The sequence below is a fragment of the Pseudomonas sp. LBUM1652 genome, assembly GCF_059716105.1.
Genome location: NZ_CP166804.1, coordinates 4,339,482 through 4,355,538, shown reverse-complemented (window position 1 = coordinate 4,355,538; position 16,057 = coordinate 4,339,482). Strand labels below are relative to the sequence as shown.

The window sequence follows — 16,057 nt, the reverse complement described above, 5'->3', positions numbered from 1 at the left end:
GCCTTTGATGACCCCCAGAACCCTCTACGACAAACACATCGATGCACACACGGTGTGCCGCCTCGACGATCAGGGCCACGTGCTGCTGTATATCGATCGTCAGGTGATCAATGAGTACACCAGCCCGCAGGCTTTCAGCGGTTTGCGCGATGCCGGACGTGACGTCTGGCGCCCGGGCACTGCGCTGGCGGTGGTCGATCACGTCAACCCGACTGCGCCTGTGCGAGTGGCGGCAATGGCTGATGAGGGCGGCGCGCGGCAAGTGTCGTATCTGGCGGAAAACTGCCGGGACTTCGGCATCGAGCTGCTGGATATCCTCGATAAGCGCCAGGGCATCGAACATGTCATCGCTCCCGAGCAAGGCTTCATTCTGCCGGGCATGGTGATTGCTGCCGGCGACAGCCACACCACCACCTATGGCGCACTCGGCGCCTTCGGTTTCGGCATTGGTACCTCGGAAATCGAGCATCTGCTGGCTTCGCAGACCCTGGTCTACAAACGCCTGAAAAGCCTGCGCGTGACCGTTGATGGCGAACTTGCCCCGGGGCTGACCTCAAAAGACGTGATCATGGCGCTGATCGGCCGGATCGGCGCGTCCGGGGCCACCGGCTTCGCCATCGAGTTTTGCGGTTCGACCATCGACGGTCTGAGCGTTGAAGCGCGGATGACCATCTGCAACATGGCGGTCGAAGCCGGTGCGCGCGGCGCATTCATGGCGCCGGACGACAAGGTCTTCGCCTACCTCAAAGGCAAACCCCGGGCGCCCGCAGGTGAGCTGTGGGAGCGCGGACTGACAGCGTGGCGAGAATTGCACAGCGATCCGGGCGCGGTGTTCGACCGGGAAGTTCATCTCGACGCCAGCCTGCTCGAACCGATGGTCACTTGGGGCACCAGCCCGGATCAGGCCGCCGCCATTGGTGCGCGAGTGCCGGATCCACAGGACATCAACGACCCGATCCTGCGTCAGGGCATGCGCCGCGCCCTCAAATACATGGGCCTGGAAGCGGGCATGGCGCTCAGCGATATCGTCATCAGCCATGCGTTTATCGGCTCATGCACCAACGCGCGGATCGAGGATTTGCGTGATGCCGCCAGCGTCGTGCGCGGGCAACGTGTGGCTGGGCATGTGCGGGCGATGATCGTGCCCGGCTCCAGCGAAGTCCGCGCCCAAGCCGAGGCCGAAGGTTTGGCGCAGATCTTTATTGATGCCGGTTTTGAGTGGCGCCAGTCGGGCTGCTCGATGTGCCTGGCGATGAACGACGACGTACTCGCTCCCGGTGACCGCTGCGCTTCGAGCACTAATCGCAACTTCGAGGGCCGTCAGGGCGCCGGCGCGCGCACCCATCTGATGAGCCCGGCAATGGTGGCCGCCGCTGCGATCACAGGACGACTCACCGACATCCGCCACTTTGGAGAACGCTCATGAGCCTGCAGCCCTTCACTCAGGTCAGCGGCCAGGCCGCGCCATTGCTGGCGGCGAACGTCGATACTGACGTGATCATGCCTAAACAGTTTCTCAAGGGTATCGATCGTCAGGGACTGGATCGCGGCTTGTTTTTCGATCTGCGGTTTCTGCCCGATGGCACGCCAAATCCCGAATTCGTGTTGAACAAGCCAGCCTGGCAAGGGGCGAGTTTCCTTGTGGTCGGGCCGAATTTCGGCTGCGGTTCCAGCCGTGAGCATGCTGTGTGGGGCTTGCAGCAGATGAGCATCCGCGCGCTGATCGGCAGCAGTTTTGCCGGGATCTTTTATGACAACTGCCAGCGCAATGGGGTGTTGTTGATCTCGCTGGAAGAGGCGCAGGTGCAGCGGATCGGGCAGCTTGTCGGCCAGCCTGACAGCGCGCGGATCAGTGTTGATCTGGAGGCACAGCAGATTGAATTGGCGGATGGCTCGGTGATTGATTTTCAGATTGATACGTTGCGCAAGACTGCGCTGTTGCTGGGGCTGGATGCGATCGGCAGCACGTTGCAGCGGCATGAGCAGATCAAGGCGTTCGAGCGCGAGCATCTAGCTAACAACCCTTGGCTGTCCTGATACACCTCTGACCCTGCAGGCGTGAGCCTGCTCGCGATAGCGGCCATTCAGTCAATGATGATGTTGGCTGACACTGTGCAATCGCGAGCAGGCTCACTCCTACATTGGTTTTGTGGAGTTTTAACTACAGGGACAGATCCCGGAAATGCACCTGCAAAAACTCCACACACGCGCGCAATTTCCCCGAATGCGCCAACCGCGTCGGGTACACCGCCCAGACGTTGGCGCTCTGACTGTAATCGTCCAGCACCTGCACCAACCGTCCCTCATCCAGCAACGGCTTCACGTCCCACAATGAGCGCAGCAACATCCCACGACCATCCAGCGCCCATTGCAGGACGATCTCGCCATTGTTCGACGACAACGGCCCGCTGACCCGCACGCTTTCCTGCGTGCCGTCACGATGCAGATCCCAGATGCCGAACGCGTTGTCGCGCTCCTTGATCACCAGGCAATCGTGCTGCTGCAAATCATCTAGTGTCTGGGGCGTACCACGTCGTCGCAGATAGTCCGGTGCGGCACACAACACCCGTCGGTTGCTGGCCAGACGGCGAGCGATGTGTTGGCCGGGAATGTCATCACCCACGCGGATCTCCAGATCGAAACCCTCATTGACGATGTCCACCCCCCGGTCAAACAAATCGAGGCGAATCTCCAGTTGCGGGTAACGCTCGGCCAGCAACGAAACTGCAGGCGCGACGTGATTGCGGCCGAAACCGAAACTGCTGCAGATGTGCAGACGCCCAGACGGGCTGTCATGGGCGTCGGAAAGTTCGTCGTGCAGTTGCTGGAAGTCATCGAGAATGCGCAACGCCCAGCGCTGCACCCTTTCGCCGTCCTCGGTCAGAGACACGCGGCGACTGGTGCGGTGCAACAGGCGCGTGCCGAGGGTGGTTTCGAGAATCTGGATGCGCTTGCTGACGTAAGCCGGGGAAAGGCCCAACTCATCCGCCGCAGCGGCGAAGCCGTTCTTGCGGATCACGGTGAGCAGCACGCGCAGGTCTTCGGGCAGGGGCACGGTGTCTTTCTTCTGGGTCATGGCAAAACGAGCACTTGCGGCACAAGCCGCCAGCATAGCATCGGCACTTGCAGGCTCGGTTCAGCGCAGAAAATCCAGCGCTTCGGCGAGCAATAGTTCGGGGATTTCTTCGGCGATGTAATGGCCGGCGGGCAAGGATTGGCCGCTAACGTTGGCGGCGACCTGCTGCCATTCCTTGAGCGGATCGAAGCAGCGCCCGACCGTGCCTTCGGCACCCCACAAAACCCGCAGCGGCAGATTCAAATGGCGCCGCGCAACGATGTCGGCGCGATCATGTTCCAGATCGATGCCGGCGCTGGCGCGGTAGTCCTCGCAGATACCGCGAGCGCTGCCCGGCTGCTGCAAGCAGCGCAGGTATTCGCCGAACGCTTCGTCGGTAAACGGCTTGAGTCCGGCACTGCGACTGCCCATCACGCTGCGCAGGTAAGACTCGGGATCGGCCTCGATCAGGGTTTCCGGCAGCGGCGCCGGGCGAATCAGGAAGAACCAGTGCCAGTAGGCGCGGGCGAAGGCTTCGTTGGTTTGTGCATACATCGACAGGGTCGGGGCGATGTCCAGCAGCATCATGCGTTGCACGGCGGCGGGGTGGTCGAGCGCCAGGCGATGGGCGACCCGGGCGCCACGGTCGTGGGCAAGGACCGAGAACTGCTCGAAGCCCAGCGCCTGCATCAGTTCGATGTTGTCCCGGGCCATTTCGCGTTTTGAGTAGTTGTGGTGCAACTCGTCGGCGGCCGGGCGCCCGCTATCGCCATAACCGCGCAGGTCGGCGGCGACCACGGTGAAGTGCTCGGCCAGTTGTTCGGCAATCTTGTGCCAGATCACATGGGTCTGCGGGTGACCGTGCAACAGCAACAGGCCCGGGCCGCTACCGCCGAGACGATAGGCAATGTCGACGCCGTTGACGTGACGCTGGTTTTTGAGGAATCCGGCAAACATCGGGCTGATCCTTGTTCAGGGTTTTATAGATGCATCCTGAAATTGTCCGGGGGTTGGGGCAAGGGGCAAAGCGTGAGGGGCGGGTTCATGAAGTGTGTTGTCAGTGATGGCCTCATCGCGGGCAAGCTCGCTCCCACAGAGATCTGAGGGGTGACAGCTATTTATGCCACCCCGCGAAACACTGTGGGAGCGAGCCTGCTCGCGAAGAGGCCAGTGATAACACTCCAAAGCTCAACCTTGTTGAAACATCTCCATCGCCCGCTGCTTGATCTGCTCTTCAGTCAGATCTTCCTTGTGCGTGGCCAGAAACCACAGATGCCCATACGGATCCTTCAACGTCCCGCTGCGATCACCGTAAAACTGATCCTTGACCTCGGACACCACCGTCGCACCGGCATCCAGCGCCCGTTGGAATGATTTATCGACATCGGTCACGTATAGATGCAAACCGACTGATACAGCTTTGTCGGGATTGCTCAATGGCCCCTGATCGCACGGCGAGCCGAGCATGATTGCGCTGTCGCCAATACGCAGCTCCGCGTGGCCGATGCCGCCGTCGGGCATGGCCAGACGCATGACTTCGGTGGCACCGAAGGCTTTCTTATAGAAATCGATGGCCTCAGCAGCCTTTTGGATGCCGAGATACGGGGTAATGCTGTGATACCCCTCCGGGATAGGTTTGACGCTCATGACGTTCTCCCTGATTGTTGTTCTACGAGGTGTAACTTCACCGGATTACCGGAAAAACCACTATAGGGCTGTCTTCGCGGCCAGGATTTTCGCCCGACGAGCAGCACCCATCATCAGTCCTGGATAAAGTGTGGCCCCGGCCCCTGTTCGCCCAACACGTCACCCTGATTGCGCAACGGGCAGGCCTCCATCGACAAACAGCCACAACCGATGCAGCCCGTGAGCCGGTCGCGCAGCAGTGTCAATTGATTGATCCGCTCATCCAGCTCCCGACGCCACTGCTCAGACAGAATCTTCCAGTCCGCTGCCGTCGGTGCGCGATCATCCGGAAGATTTTTCAGTGCCTCACCGATCTCTGCAAGAGGAATCCCCAGACGCTGCGCAACTTTGATCAACGCCACCCGGCGCAGCACGGTTCGTGGATAACGGCGTTGATTGCCGGCATTGCGCTGGCTCTTGATCAAGCCTTTGGATTCATAAAAATGCAGCGCGGTGACCGCAACGCCGCTGCGCGCCGCGACCTCGCCGACGGTTAGCTGCTTGTGCACATTCTCTTTGGTGATCATTTGAAGAGAGCTCTTGACCTTGACTTAACTAGAGGTTTTACCCTGCGCTTCGTCGAGTCGCAAGATTCGCCTTACAGCCAAGTGGGGACTTTTCATGCAAACATCAGCGAAAAATCGCAGCTTCACACAATTGATCGAATTCGAGATCGAGCCACGGCAGCAACCGGCGCTGGTCTCGGCGCTGTCGATGCAGACCGAGCGTCTGGCCCAGCGCTACGGAGGTTTCGTCAGCGCGAGTGTGCAAGCCAGCGACGATGGCCGGCGGGTATTGAGCTTTCTGCAATGGCAGAGCCGCGAGGCGGGGGAGGCCGCATTCAGCAGTTTCGAAAGCGGCGAGCAGGATTTCTGGCAGTTAATCCGCACCCATCAGGCGAAAACCGTGACTTTCAACTCGTTTCAGGTATTGAGCAGCATCGCCCGCAGTCACGACGATGCACTGCACTGCAATCTGGTGAGTTAGATGGACAACTGGATCAGCTGCTTAGAACGTTTATCGATTTTTATAGATATCTAAGAGATAGGAGCAGTCATTGCTGATTCACTGATAGCCACTATTGAAAGCGTTGATTTCTGCGCGAGCGTACCGGGGCGTAGCCTTTCTCCATCGACCCCCACCGCTCGCCAGGACGCTCCCATGAATCGTTTACTGACTGTTTCTCTGCTGCTCGCTGTCTCCGTACTTGCCGGTTGTGCCTCTCACAACTCTCCAGAGCTGCGCCCCTACACCGAAGAAGAATCTCGGGAGTTGGCGATGGAAGCGCTGAACCGCAGCGGTTTGTCCTTTGACGAATACCACGCTAAAAAAGCTCAGTTGCTCGGCCAGTCGCAGTTCGACAAGAAGGCTGAAATGAGCGCGGAACGTGCCGTACAGCTGCACGGTCGGCCAAGCTGAAAACAAACTGTACTGCTAGAAGTTTTACCCAACTGTCCGTGGGTTTACCGGCCTGCGTGGGATAGGGTCTACACCTGAATGACCCTGACGGATTTGCCCACGATGACCCTCTCGCTTGATCTATTGTTGGGCTTTGCCCTGTTTGCTCTTGTCACCTCGATAACGCCGGGGCCAAACAACACCATGTTGTTGGCATCGGGCGTGAACTTCGGCTTTAACCGCACCATCCCGCACATGCTGGGCATTACCTGTGGCTTTTTTGTCCTGGTGGTGGCGGTCGGTTTTGGCCTGGGCGCGGTGTTTCAGACCTATCCGATTCTTTATACGATTCTGCGTTATGTCGGTGCGGCGTATCTGTTGTATCTGGCGTGGAAGATTGCTCACTCCGGACCGGTCGGTGACAACGTTCAAGGCGAAGCCAAACCGATCAGCTACCTCGGCGCAGCAGCGTTCCAGTGGGTCAATCCCAAAGCGTGGATCATGGCCATCGGTGCCATCAGCACGTACACGCCGATGCAGGGTTACTTCACCAATGTGCTGGTGATCGCTGCGGTGTTCGCCATCATCAATCTGCCGAGCGTCGGCGTCTGGGCGGCGTGCGGCACGCTCCTGCGCAATGTGCTGAAGGACCCGCGCTGGTTGCGCGTGTTCAACTGGGGCATGGCGGCGTTGCTGGTGGTTTCCCTGTACCCGTTACTTCTCGAAAGCTTTAGCTGACGCATTGCTTCAACCGCCGGCCCGATGCCTGTTAAGCTCGGCTTCAGGAGCGTTCCTACGCACTTTTAAATGAAGTTGTTCTTCTTTAACGGCATCCGATCAGGTATTGATGACGCTCTCGAACCGACGCGCAGCTCACAAGGCTGCGCTGTGCCGTTTGCAGATACGAGCCTCCTGATCCCGGAACACGCTCTGCGAGTCTTTTATGAACACACGTCCGTTGTATTTCGATTACGCCGCCACTACTCCGGTGGACGAGCGGGTCATCCAGGTGATGATCGAATGTCTGGGGTTTCACGGTAATTTCGGCAACCCGGCTTCCAGCTCCCATGCTTTTGGCCAGCAGGCCCGGCAAACGGTTGAGCAGGCCCGCCGACAAGTCGCCGAACTGGTCGGCGCGCAAGCCGAACAGATCGTCTGGACTTCCGGTGCTACCGAGTCCAATAACCTTGCTCTCAAAGGTGTAACCCAAGCGCGCGGCGTGTCCGGCGGGCACATCATTACCAGCCAGATCGAACACAAAGCCATCCTCGATACCGCCCGTCAATTGCAGGACGCTGGCGTTGCCGTGACTTATCTGGTGCCGGACGCCGACGGCCTGATTACCCCGCAAGCGGTCAGCGAAGCGATGCGTGATGACACCTTTCTGGTGTCGCTGATGCTGGTTAACAACGAACTCGGCACCGTCAACGACATCCCTGCCATCGGTGAAGTCGTTCGCGGTCGCGAGGCGTTGTTCCATGTCGATGCGGCTCAGGGCGCGGGCAAAGTGGCAATCGATCTGACGCAATGGCCGGTTGATCTGATGTCGTTCTCGGCGCATAAACTCTACGGCCCCAAAGGCATCGGTGCGCTGTACGTCGGCCCGCGTGCGCAACAGCGCGTCCAAGCGCAGATACATGGTGGCGGGCATGAGAGCGGGTTGCGCTCCGGAACACTTGCGACGCATCAGATCGCCGCGATGGGTGCGGCATTCGCCTTGGCCGCTGCCGTATTCGATGAAGAGAAAAACTCCATCGTCGCTTTGCGTGAATGCTTGCTCGAACAACTTTTGAGCCTGCCGGGCGTGCGCCTCAACGGCAGTGCCACGCAACGCATTCCGCATACCTTGAGCCTGACCTTCAGCGAAGGCGAGTTCAATAGTGCGGCGCTTAGCCATTCAATCGCATTCTCCGCGACCTCGGCCTGCAATTCCGCGAGTAACGCGCCATCCCACGTGCTGTTGGCACTGGGACATGACACAAGGCTGGCCGGGCGTACGATTCGCCTGAGTCTCGGCCGTTTCACCACCGCTGAAGATATCGACAAGGCTTTTGAACTGATCAAGACCGCCTGCACCAGTGCTCCGGCATTCTGGGCAACAGGGCTTTAAACGCGCCGACCTGATGGCGACGAACAATAACGATGAAGTGATTGGCAGGAGACATGATGAGTACCCAGACTTTGACCGAGGGATCGGTTCCCCAGCGCCTGGCGCACACCCGTGAACTGATGCGCCGCGAAGGCATTCATGCGCTGTTGGTGCCTTCCGCCGACCCGCATCTGTCGGAATATCTGCCGGGGTACTGGCAAGGCCGCCAGTGGCTGTCGGGTTTCCATGGCTCGGTCGGGACTTTGATTGTCACCCACGATTTCGCCGGCGTTTGGGCCGACAGTCGTTACTGGGAACAGGCGACCAAGGAACTCAATGGCAGCGGCATCGAGCTGGTCAAGCTGCAACCCGGTCAGCCAAGCCCGCTGGACTGGCTAGCCGAGCAGACACCTGAAGGTGGCGTGGTTGCGGTCGATGGCGCGGTGATGGCAGTGGCCTCTGCGCGCACACTGGGCAGTAAACTTGAAGCGCGCGGTGCCCGTCTGCGTACCGATATCGATCTGTTGACGGAAGTCTGGAGCGACCGGCCGACGCTGCCGAATGCACCGATCTATCAGCATCTGCCGCCACAAGCGACCGTCAGCCGTGGCGATAAACTCGCCAAACTGCGGGAAACCTTGCAGGAGCGCGGCGCCGATTGGCACTTCATCGCCACCCTCGACGATATCGCGTGGCTGTTCAACCTGCGTGGCGGCGATGTGTCGTTCAACCCGGTGTTTGTTTCCTTCGCCTTGATCAATCAGCAGCAGGCCACCTTGTTTGTCGCGCTGAGCAAGATCGATGCGCAGTTGCGCGCAGTACTGGAACACGATGGCGTGACGCTGCGTGATTACAGCGAAGTGTCCGGCGCCTTGCGCGCCGTGCCGAGTGGCGCGAGCCTGTTGGTGGATCCGGCGCGCGTCACCAGCGGTCTGCTGGATAACCTCGACAGCGGTGTGAAATTGGTCGAAGGCTTGAACCCGACGACACTGGCCAAGTCGCAAAAAAGTGAAGCCGACGCCGCGCACATCCGTAAAGCGATGGAGCAGGACGGCGCAGCGCTGTGCGAATTCTTCGCCTGGCTGGAGTCGGCCTGGGGCCGCGAGCGCATTACCGAACTGACCATCGACGAGAAGCTCACCGCTGCCCGTGAACGTCGTCCGGATTACGTTTCCCTGAGTTTCAACACTATCGCGGCATTCAACGCCAATGGCGCGATGCCGCACTATCACGCCACTGAAGAAGAACACGCGGTGATCGAAGGCGACGGCCTGTTGCTGATCGATTCCGGCGGTCAGTATCTCGGCGGCACAACCGACATCACGCGGATGGTGCCGGTCGGTACGCCAACCGAAGAGCAGAAGCGCGATTGCACGCGCGTGTTGAAAGGCGTGATTGCGCTGTCGCGGGCACAGTTTCCGAAAGGCATTCTATCGCCGTTGCTGGATGCCATCGCTCGCGCGCCGATCTGGGCTGAAAGCGTCGACTACGGTCACGGCACCGGTCACGGCGTCGGTTATTTCCTCAATGTTCACGAAGGCCCACAGGTCATTGCCTATCAGGCAGCGCCGGCGCCGCAAACCGCGATGCAACCGGGCATGATCACTTCCATCGAGCCTGGTACTTATCGTCCTGGCCGTTGGGGCGTGCGTATCGAGAACCTGGCGATGAACCAAGTGGCGGAGAGTAGCGAGTTCGGCGAGTTTCTCAAGTTTGAAACCTTGACCCTGTGCCCTATTGACACGCGCTGCCTGGTGCCAGCGTTGCTGACTCAGGACGAGAAACAGTGGTTCAACGCTTATCACGCGCAGGTGCGTGAACGGTTGAGTCCGTTGCTCGACGGTGCTGCGCTGGAATGGCTGAACACGCGTACTGCGGCCATTTGATGGGTTGGCACTCAGGCGCTGAAGTCCGCGCTTGAGTGCCGGGATCAATCTAGGTCAAGGCTTCTTCGACGAAGTCCAGGCGATCCTGCCCGAAGAACATCTGGTTGCCGACAAACATTGTTGGGGCACCGAAAACGCCACGTTTAACCGCGGTTTCGGTGTTCACCTTCAGTGCAGCCTTCACGGTTTCATCGTTGGTCAACGCCAGGACTTCATCGGGATCGAACCCATGTTCGATCAATACGCCAGCAACGATTACCGGGTCGTTGAGGTTTGCGCCTTCCACCCACAACGCAGCGAACAGACAATCGATAAACGCCTCAAAGCGTTCCGGCTGGCGTAGCTGTATGCCAGTGACGGCGCGCATCAACAGCAGCGTGTTGATCGGGAAGTGCGGGTTGAACTTGAGGGACACGCCATACCGTTTGGCGTAACGATCCAGATCCTGAAACATATAGCGACCCTTGGCCGGAATCATTGCCGGCGATGCATTGCCGGTCGCCTTGAATACACCACCGAGCAACATCGGAATGTATGTCAGCTCGCTATTGGTATCAGCGCAGATCTTTGGCAGCTGGGTGTAGGCCAGATACGTCGCAGGGCTGCCTAGGTCGAAATAGAATTCCACGGTTTTCGTCATTGTCGCTGCTCTCTATTTATTGTTTTGGGCGGTGGGTTCACCAGCGTTCGTTCCAGGGACGCAGATCCAGCTCAAAGGTCCACGCATCACGTGGCTGACTGTGCAAATACCAATAGTTTTCGGCGATGTGTTCTGGGTTGAGAATACCGTCCTGATCCTTGGTGGCGTATTTCTCAGGGAAGCTGTTGCGGATGAAGTCGGTATCAATGGCTCCATCGACTACCACATGGGCGACGTGGATGTTCATAGGGCCAAGTTCCCGCGCCATGCTTTGCGCCAGTGCGCGAATGCCGTGTTTAGCTCCGGCGAACGCGGCGAAGCCTGACGCACCGCGAAGTCCGGCAGTGGCACCGGTGAACAGAATCGTACCGCGCTGACGGGTGACCATGCGTTTGGCTACTTCCCGGGCATTGAGGAAGCCGGAGAAACAGGCCATTTCCCAGATCTTGAAATACTTGCGCGCGGTTTCTTCGAGGATGCTGCAGGGCACGTTGGCGCCGATGTTGAATACAAAGGCTTCGATTGGACCGAGGCGGGTTTCGATGTCTTCAATCAGAGCGATTACGTCTTCTTCTTTGCGCGCATCGCAGGCAAAACCATGAGCTTCGCCGCCCTCAGCCTCAATGGCCTCCACCAGCGGCTGCAATTTGTCGGCGCTGCGCCGTGTAACACAGGCGATGAATCCTTCCTTGGCAAAGCGCTTGGCAATGGCTCCGCCGGTTGCATCGCCTGCACCGACAACCAATACGACCTTCTTGTTATTCATGGGTAGACCCCTTTAGTAAACGATCGTTAAGTGAACGAACGTTATGCTAGGATCCGGTTAACGTCAAGGCGGTCAATTCGAGGGCAAACACATGCGTTACTCCGCCAGTCACAAGCTGGAAACCCGGGAGAAATTATTGCAGAACAGTGCGCTGTCGGCGAAGCGATCCGGGTTTTCCACGGTCGGTGTCGATGGCTTGATGAAGGCTATTGGCCTGAGTGGCGCGGCGTTTTACAGCCACTTTTCGTCGAAAGATGCGCTGTTTATTGCCATCGTCGAGAGAGAGTTGGGGCAAAGCATGGAGCGATTGGGTGGGCAAAGCGAGCCGGATCGCGAGCGGCTGCAACGCTGCCTCAGACATTATTTGAGCATGGCTCATGTTGAACAACCCGAATCTGGCTGTGCTTTGCCTGCGTTAGGCGCGGAAATCGCTCGCTCGGATATTCAGGTACGTGAGCAGGCAGAGCTGTGGATCTGCCGGCTTCAGGAGAGTTGGGCGCGGATACTTGAGAGTGACAGTCTGGCATGGTCGGTTCTGTCGCAGTGCGTGGGAGCACTGGTGGTGGCGCGTATGTTGGCCAGCCCGGACATTCAGAGAACAGTGCTGAAGTCCAGCCATGACGAGATTTGTCGCCAGATCACCAGGCAGCCCTGACCTATTTACAGATGACGATCATGCTGCGGCTGGTATAGCCCGCAGGATTGAGGCCGAATGGATAGTCGCCAGGCTCCTCCACGGAATCCCCCGATTTGGCGATAACTTTGTAGCCTTTCGGAGCGCAGGAGCTGGCTGCGCTGTTATAGCACTGGTCCCAGGAGGACGAGAGCCCCGAGCAGTTGATGTGCAGCCCTTTTTTGCCGTGCTTTACCTGGGTTTTCGAGGTCGCCGCGCAACCCGCGATTGCGAGTACGGCGATCAATATCAAAATTCGTTTCATTCCCGTCCTTATAGCGGCCACGAGTCTGGCGCTCGGGTCTGCCTGTATTCGCCTGCGCTCAAAGCGTTTTGAAATCCCTGTACGAAAAAATCCATGTCTGGCATTGGGTTACGAGCCTAAACATGGCCTATATGAACGCCAATTGCCAGACCTTCGTTAAATCCTGTTTCAATCTGCCGCGATGGCAGGCTTGGCGGCACTGCCCATGGTCATTGTCGCGCCGACGGAAGCCAGAATAATGCACAGGATCGCCATCCATTGTGACAGCGTGAGGTATTCCTGCAGAAACAGCAGGCCCGACAATGCTCCGAACGCGGGTTCGATGCTCATCAAAGTACCGAAAGTGCGCGCGGGCATGCGGGTGAGCGCGACCATTTCCAGTGTGTAGGGGAGGGCAGTGGACAAGATCGCGACGCCAATCGCGATTGGAATCAGTGATGGTGTCAGTAGCGCAGCGCCAGCATGCACGATGCCTATGGGGGCTACAAACAATGCCGCAATCATCACGCCTAACGCTGCGGTCGTGACGCCGTTGTCAGCGCCGGCCTTCTGACCGAACAGAATGTAAAGTGCCCAGCAGACTCCGGCACCCAGGGCGTAACTTGCACCGATCAAATCGATTCCGGCAGTGGTTGCTCCCGTCGGTATCAACAGCATGAGTCCGGCGGCGGCCAGGCCGATCCATAGAAAGTCGATGGCGCGACGGGATGCATATATAGCTACAGCGAGCGGGCCAGTGAATTCGAGAGCAACTGCTATGCCCAGCGGCACTGTGCGCAATGACATATAGAAGAGGAAGTTCATGCCGCCCAGCGCCATGCCGTAGACAATCACTGTGCGCAACGACTTGGATGTCAGCTTCGCGCGCCACGGACGCAGCAGTAACAACATGATCACGCTGGCGAAGATCAGACGCAGAGTGGTGGTTCCTTGAGCGCCCACTACGGGGAACATGCTTTTGGCCAGGGATGCACCGGACTGGATCGACGCCATGGCTATTAATAGCAGGCCAACCGGGAACAGCATGGAGGCAAGAGAGCGTGGTTGGTCATTCATTGCGCGGCATCGTCCGAAATAAGAGCAGAGTATTGTTTTGGCTATTGGGCAATATACTGCGCAATCTCGCCTATGCCGTCTATATATAAGCTGGGTTTTCAGCTGTTTCGATGAAAAGTAAAATTAACGGTTGACGGCAGACTCTGGAAGTCTATAATTCGCCCCACTTCCGGCGCAGTCGAAACGGAAAACTCCTTGAGATTCAATGAGTTATACGGTTTTCGGCGGCGGGTTGCTTCAGTTCGCCGAAGCCTGGAGGGAGTTGAAAGAGCGGTGATGTTTGGCTCTTTTAACGGTTCGATCTTCTCGGTCGAAAGCGGAGAAAAAGAGGTGTTGACAACAGCGAGTAACGCTGTAGAATTCGCCTCCCGCTAACGAGAGATCGGAAGCGCAAGTGGTTGAAGTTGTTGAAGAATTCTTCGAAAACTTCTGAAAATAATCACTTGACAGCAAATGAGGCTGCTGTAGAATGCGCGCCTCGGTTGAGACGAAAGATCTTAACCAACCGCTCTTTAACAACTGAATCAAGCAATTCGTGTGGGTGCTTGTGGAGTCAGGCTGATAGTCAACAAGATTATCAGCATCACAAGTTACTCCGCGAGAAATCAAAGATGTAACCAACGATTGCTGAGCCAAGTTTAGGGTTTCTTAAAAACCCAAAGATGTTTGAACTGAAGAGTTTGATCATGGCTCAGATTGAACGCTGGCGGCAGGCCTAACACATGCAAGTCGAGCGGATGAGAGGAGCTTGCTCCTGGATTCAGCGGCGGACGGGTGAGTAATGCCTAGGAATCTGCCTGGTAGTGGGGGACAACGTTTCGAAAGGAACGCTAATACCGCATACGTCCTACGGGAGAAAGCAGGGGACCTTCGGGCCTTGCGCTATCAGATGAGCCTAGGTCGGATTAGCTAGTTGGTGAGGTAATGGCTCACCAAGGCGACGATCCGTAACTGGTCTGAGAGGATGATCAGTCACACTGGAACTGAGACACGGTCCAGACTCCTACGGGAGGCAGCAGTGGGGAATATTGGACAATGGGCGAAAGCCTGATCCAGCCATGCCGCGTGTGTGAAGAAGGTCTTCGGATTGTAAAGCACTTTAAGTTGGGAGGAAGGGCATTAACCTAATACGTTAGTGTTTTGACGTTACCGACAGAATAAGCACCGGCTAACTCTGTGCCAGCAGCCGCGGTAATACAGAGGGTGCAAGCGTTAATCGGAATTACTGGGCGTAAAGCGCGCGTAGGTGGTTTGTTAAGTTGGATGTGAAATCCCCGGGCTCAACCTGGGAACTGCATTCAAAACTGACAAGCTAGAGTATGGTAGAGGGTGGTGGAATTTCCTGTGTAGCGGTGAAATGCGTAGATATAGGAAGGAACACCAGTGGCGAAGGCGACCACCTGGACTGATACTGACACTGAGGTGCGAAAGCGTGGGGAGCAAACAGGATTAGATACCCTGGTAGTCCACGCCGTAAACGATGTCAACTAGCCGTTGGGAGCCTTGAGCTCTTAGTGGCGCAGCTAACGCATTAAGTTGACCGCCTGGGGAGTACGGCCGCAAGGTTAAAACTCAAATGAATTGACGGGGGCCCGCACAAGCGGTGGAGCATGTGGTTTAATTCGAAGCAACGCGAAGAACCTTACCAGGCCTTGACATCCAATGAACTTTCCAGAGATGGATTGGTGCCTTCGGGAACATTGAGACAGGTGCTGCATGGCTGTCGTCAGCTCGTGTCGTGAGATGTTGGGTTAAGTCCCGTAACGAGCGCAACCCTTGTCCTTAGTTACCAGCACGTAATGGTGGGCACTCTAAGGAGACTGCCGGTGACAAACCGGAGGAAGGTGGGGATGACGTCAAGTCATCATGGCCCTTACGGCCTGGGCTACACACGTGCTACAATGGTCGGTACAAAGGGTTGCCAAGCCGCGAGGTGGAGCTAATCCCATAAAACCGATCGTAGTCCGGATCGCAGTCTGCAACTCGACTGCGTGAAGTCGGAATCGCTAGTAATCGTGAATCAGAATGTCACGGTGAATACGTTCCCGGGCCTTGTACACACCGCCCGTCACACCATGGGAGTGGGTTGCACCAGAAGTAGCTAGTCTAACCTTCGGGAGGACGGTTACCACGGTGTGATTCATGACTGGGGTGAAGTCGTAACAAGGTAGCCGTAGGGGAACCTGCGGCTGGATCACCTCCTTAATCGACGACATCAGCTGCTCCATAAGTTCCCACACGAATTGCTTGATTCATTGAAGAAGACGATAAGAAGCAGCCCGAAATTGGGTCTGTAGCTCAGTTGGTTAGAGCGCACCCCTGATAAGGGTGAGGTCGGCAGTTCGAATCTGCCCAGACCCACCAATTTTGTGTGGGAAACGCCTGTAGAGAATACGGGGCCATAGCTCAGCTGGGAGAGCGCCTGCCTTGCACGCAGGAGGTCAGCGGTTCGATCCCGCTTGGCTCCACCACTACTGCTTCTGAAGTTTTGAAAGCTTAGAAATGAGCATTCCATCAGTATGATGATGAATGTTGATTTCTAG

Annotated in this window: 16 protein-coding genes, 2 tRNA genes and 1 rRNA gene; 11 read left to right on the top strand and 8 right to left on the bottom strand. The window is 57.5% G+C overall.

The features are described from left to right. Positions 1-7: 7 nt before the first annotated feature. Positions 8-1,426 (top strand): 3-isopropylmalate dehydratase large subunit, encoded by a 1,419-nt coding sequence (leuC, locus tag ACA069_RS19560; protein ID WP_497615018.1) that lies wholly within the window; start codon positions 8-10, stop codon positions 1,424-1,426. Further along, positions 1,423-2,037, top strand: coding sequence for a 3-isopropylmalate dehydratase small subunit (gene leuD, locus ACA069_RS19555; protein ID WP_497615016.1), 615 nt, complete (start codon positions 1,423-1,425; stop codon positions 2,035-2,037). The genes leuC and leuD overlap by 4 nt, the downstream gene beginning before the upstream one ends. Before the next feature lie 124 nt (positions 2,038-2,161). Here the strand turns inward: leuD and ttdR are convergent, their stop codons facing one another. The 4 genes from ttdR to soxR form a co-directional block, all read right to left on the bottom strand. After that, positions 2,162-3,112, bottom strand: a complete 951-nt coding sequence (gene ttdR, locus ACA069_RS19550; protein ID WP_497615014.1) for an L-tartrate utilization transcriptional activator TtdR — start codon at positions 3,110-3,112, stop codon at positions 2,162-2,164. Positions 3,113-3,136: 24 nt separating this feature from the next. Beyond that, on the bottom strand, positions 3,137-4,012 hold the full coding sequence (locus tag ACA069_RS19545; RefSeq protein ID WP_497615012.1) for an alpha/beta fold hydrolase: 876 nt from the start codon (positions 4,010-4,012) through the stop codon (positions 3,137-3,139). 231 nt (positions 4,013-4,243) lie between these two features. Then, positions 4,244-4,702, bottom strand: coding sequence for a VOC family protein (locus ACA069_RS19540; RefSeq protein ID WP_187679514.1), 459 nt, complete (start codon positions 4,700-4,702; stop codon positions 4,244-4,246). 113 nt (positions 4,703-4,815) lie between these two features. Then, positions 4,816-5,268 carry a redox-sensitive transcriptional activator SoxR gene (gene soxR, locus ACA069_RS19535; protein WP_489879125.1) on the bottom strand — a complete coding sequence of 151 codons (453 nt, stop codon included), beginning with the start codon at positions 5,266-5,268 and terminating at the stop codon, positions 4,816-4,818. A gap of 94 nt (positions 5,269-5,362) precedes the next feature. Here soxR and ACA069_RS19530 point away from each other — a divergent pair, with 94 nt between their 5' ends. From ACA069_RS19530 to ACA069_RS19510, 5 genes are all read left to right on the top strand, one after another. Continuing rightward, positions 5,363-5,728, top strand: a complete 366-nt coding sequence (locus tag ACA069_RS19530) for an antibiotic biosynthesis monooxygenase (RefSeq protein ID WP_489879126.1) — start codon at positions 5,363-5,365, stop codon at positions 5,726-5,728. A gap of 174 nt (positions 5,729-5,902) precedes the next feature. Continuing rightward, positions 5,903-6,160 (top strand): outer membrane protein assembly factor BamD, encoded by a 258-nt coding sequence (locus tag ACA069_RS19525; RefSeq protein ID WP_187679511.1) that lies wholly within the window; start codon positions 5,903-5,905, stop codon positions 6,158-6,160. A 102-nt stretch (positions 6,161-6,262) separates the two neighbouring features. After that, a complete protein-coding gene (locus tag ACA069_RS19520) occupies positions 6,263-6,877 on the top strand; it encodes a LysE family translocator (RefSeq protein WP_187679510.1) in 615 nt (204 codons plus the stop codon). 205 nt (positions 6,878-7,082) lie between these two features. Next, complete coding sequence (locus ACA069_RS19515) at positions 7,083-8,249, top strand: aminotransferase class V-fold PLP-dependent enzyme (protein WP_497615009.1); 1,167 nt, start codon at positions 7,083-7,085, stop codon at positions 8,247-8,249. A gap of 56 nt (positions 8,250-8,305) precedes the next feature. Then, a complete protein-coding gene (locus tag ACA069_RS19510) occupies positions 8,306-10,114 on the top strand; it encodes an aminopeptidase P family protein (protein WP_497615007.1) in 1,809 nt (602 codons plus the stop codon). Positions 10,115-10,163: 49 nt separating this feature from the next. Here the strand turns inward: ACA069_RS19510 and ACA069_RS19505 are convergent, their stop codons facing one another. Then, positions 10,164-10,754, bottom strand: coding sequence for a 2-hydroxychromene-2-carboxylate isomerase (locus ACA069_RS19505; RefSeq protein WP_187679507.1), 591 nt, complete (start codon positions 10,752-10,754; stop codon positions 10,164-10,166). Between the two features lie 37 nt (positions 10,755-10,791). Beyond that, complete coding sequence (locus tag ACA069_RS19500) at positions 10,792-11,520, bottom strand: SDR family oxidoreductase (protein WP_187679506.1); 729 nt, start codon at positions 11,518-11,520, stop codon at positions 10,792-10,794. A gap of 91 nt (positions 11,521-11,611) precedes the next feature. Between ACA069_RS19500 and ACA069_RS19495 the strand changes: the two genes are divergently transcribed. After that, positions 11,612-12,175 (top strand): TetR/AcrR family transcriptional regulator, encoded by a 564-nt coding sequence (locus ACA069_RS19495; RefSeq protein ID WP_497615004.1) that lies wholly within the window; start codon positions 11,612-11,614, stop codon positions 12,173-12,175. Position 12,176: 1 nt separating this feature from the next. Here the strand turns inward: ACA069_RS19495 and ACA069_RS19490 are convergent, their stop codons facing one another. Together ACA069_RS19490 and rhtA are read right to left on the bottom strand one after the other, a co-directional pair. Next, positions 12,177-12,458 carry a hypothetical protein gene (locus ACA069_RS19490; protein WP_187679504.1) on the bottom strand — a complete coding sequence of 94 codons (282 nt, stop codon included), beginning with the start codon at positions 12,456-12,458 and terminating at the stop codon, positions 12,177-12,179. A gap of 168 nt (positions 12,459-12,626) precedes the next feature. Next, complete coding sequence (gene rhtA, locus ACA069_RS19485; RefSeq protein WP_187679503.1) at positions 12,627-13,514, bottom strand: threonine/homoserine exporter RhtA; 888 nt, start codon at positions 13,512-13,514, stop codon at positions 12,627-12,629. A 668-nt stretch (positions 13,515-14,182) separates the two neighbouring features. Between rhtA and ACA069_RS19480 the strand changes: the two genes are divergently transcribed. The 3 genes from ACA069_RS19480 (at position 14,183) to ACA069_RS19470 (ending at position 15,985) form a co-directional block, all read left to right on the top strand. Further along, positions 14,183-15,719 (top strand): 16S ribosomal RNA (locus tag ACA069_RS19480). An 82-nt stretch (positions 15,720-15,801) separates the two neighbouring features. Further along, positions 15,802-15,878: transfer RNA gene (locus ACA069_RS19475), tRNA-Ile, on the top strand. A 31-nt stretch (positions 15,879-15,909) separates the two neighbouring features. Further along, a tRNA-Ala gene (locus ACA069_RS19470) sits at positions 15,910-15,985 on the top strand. Positions 15,986-16,057: the final 72 nt, after the last annotated feature.

Bases quoted from the DNA above. Each gene is read 5' to 3' on its own strand.
- leuC (WP_497615018.1), top strand. From the start codon at position 8: ATGACCCCCAGAACCCTCTACGACAAACACATCGATGCACACACGGTG.
- leuD (WP_497615016.1), top strand. From the start codon at position 1,423: ATGAGCCTGCAGCCCTTCACTCAGGTCAGCGGCCAGGCCGCGCCATTG.
- ttdR (WP_497615014.1), bottom strand. From the start codon at position 3,112: ATGCTGGCGGCTTGTGCCGCAAGTGCTCGTTTTGCCATGACCCAGAAG.
- ACA069_RS19545 (WP_497615012.1), bottom strand. From the start codon at position 4,012: ATGTTTGCCGGATTCCTCAAAAACCAGCGTCACGTCAACGGCGTCGAC.
- ACA069_RS19540 (WP_187679514.1), bottom strand. From the start codon at position 4,702: ATGAGCGTCAAACCTATCCCGGAGGGGTATCACAGCATTACCCCGTAT.
- soxR (WP_489879125.1), bottom strand. From the start codon at position 5,268: ATGATCACCAAAGAGAATGTGCACAAGCAGCTAACCGTCGGCGAGGTC.
- ACA069_RS19530 (WP_489879126.1), top strand. From the start codon at position 5,363: ATGCAAACATCAGCGAAAAATCGCAGCTTCACACAATTGATCGAATTC.
- ACA069_RS19525 (WP_187679511.1), top strand. From the start codon at position 5,903: ATGAATCGTTTACTGACTGTTTCTCTGCTGCTCGCTGTCTCCGTACTT.
- ACA069_RS19520 (WP_187679510.1), top strand. From the start codon at position 6,263: ATGACCCTCTCGCTTGATCTATTGTTGGGCTTTGCCCTGTTTGCTCTT.
- ACA069_RS19515 (WP_497615009.1), top strand. From the start codon at position 7,083: ATGAACACACGTCCGTTGTATTTCGATTACGCCGCCACTACTCCGGTG.
- ACA069_RS19510 (WP_497615007.1), top strand. From the start codon at position 8,306: ATGAGTACCCAGACTTTGACCGAGGGATCGGTTCCCCAGCGCCTGGCG.
- ACA069_RS19505 (WP_187679507.1), bottom strand. From the start codon at position 10,754: ATGACGAAAACCGTGGAATTCTATTTCGACCTAGGCAGCCCTGCGACG.
- ACA069_RS19500 (WP_187679506.1), bottom strand. From the start codon at position 11,520: ATGAATAACAAGAAGGTCGTATTGGTTGTCGGTGCAGGCGATGCAACC.
- ACA069_RS19495 (WP_497615004.1), top strand. From the start codon at position 11,612: ATGCGTTACTCCGCCAGTCACAAGCTGGAAACCCGGGAGAAATTATTG.
- ACA069_RS19490 (WP_187679504.1), bottom strand. From the start codon at position 12,458: ATGAAACGAATTTTGATATTGATCGCCGTACTCGCAATCGCGGGTTGC.
- rhtA (WP_187679503.1), bottom strand. From the start codon at position 13,514: ATGAATGACCAACCACGCTCTCTTGCCTCCATGCTGTTCCCGGTTGGC.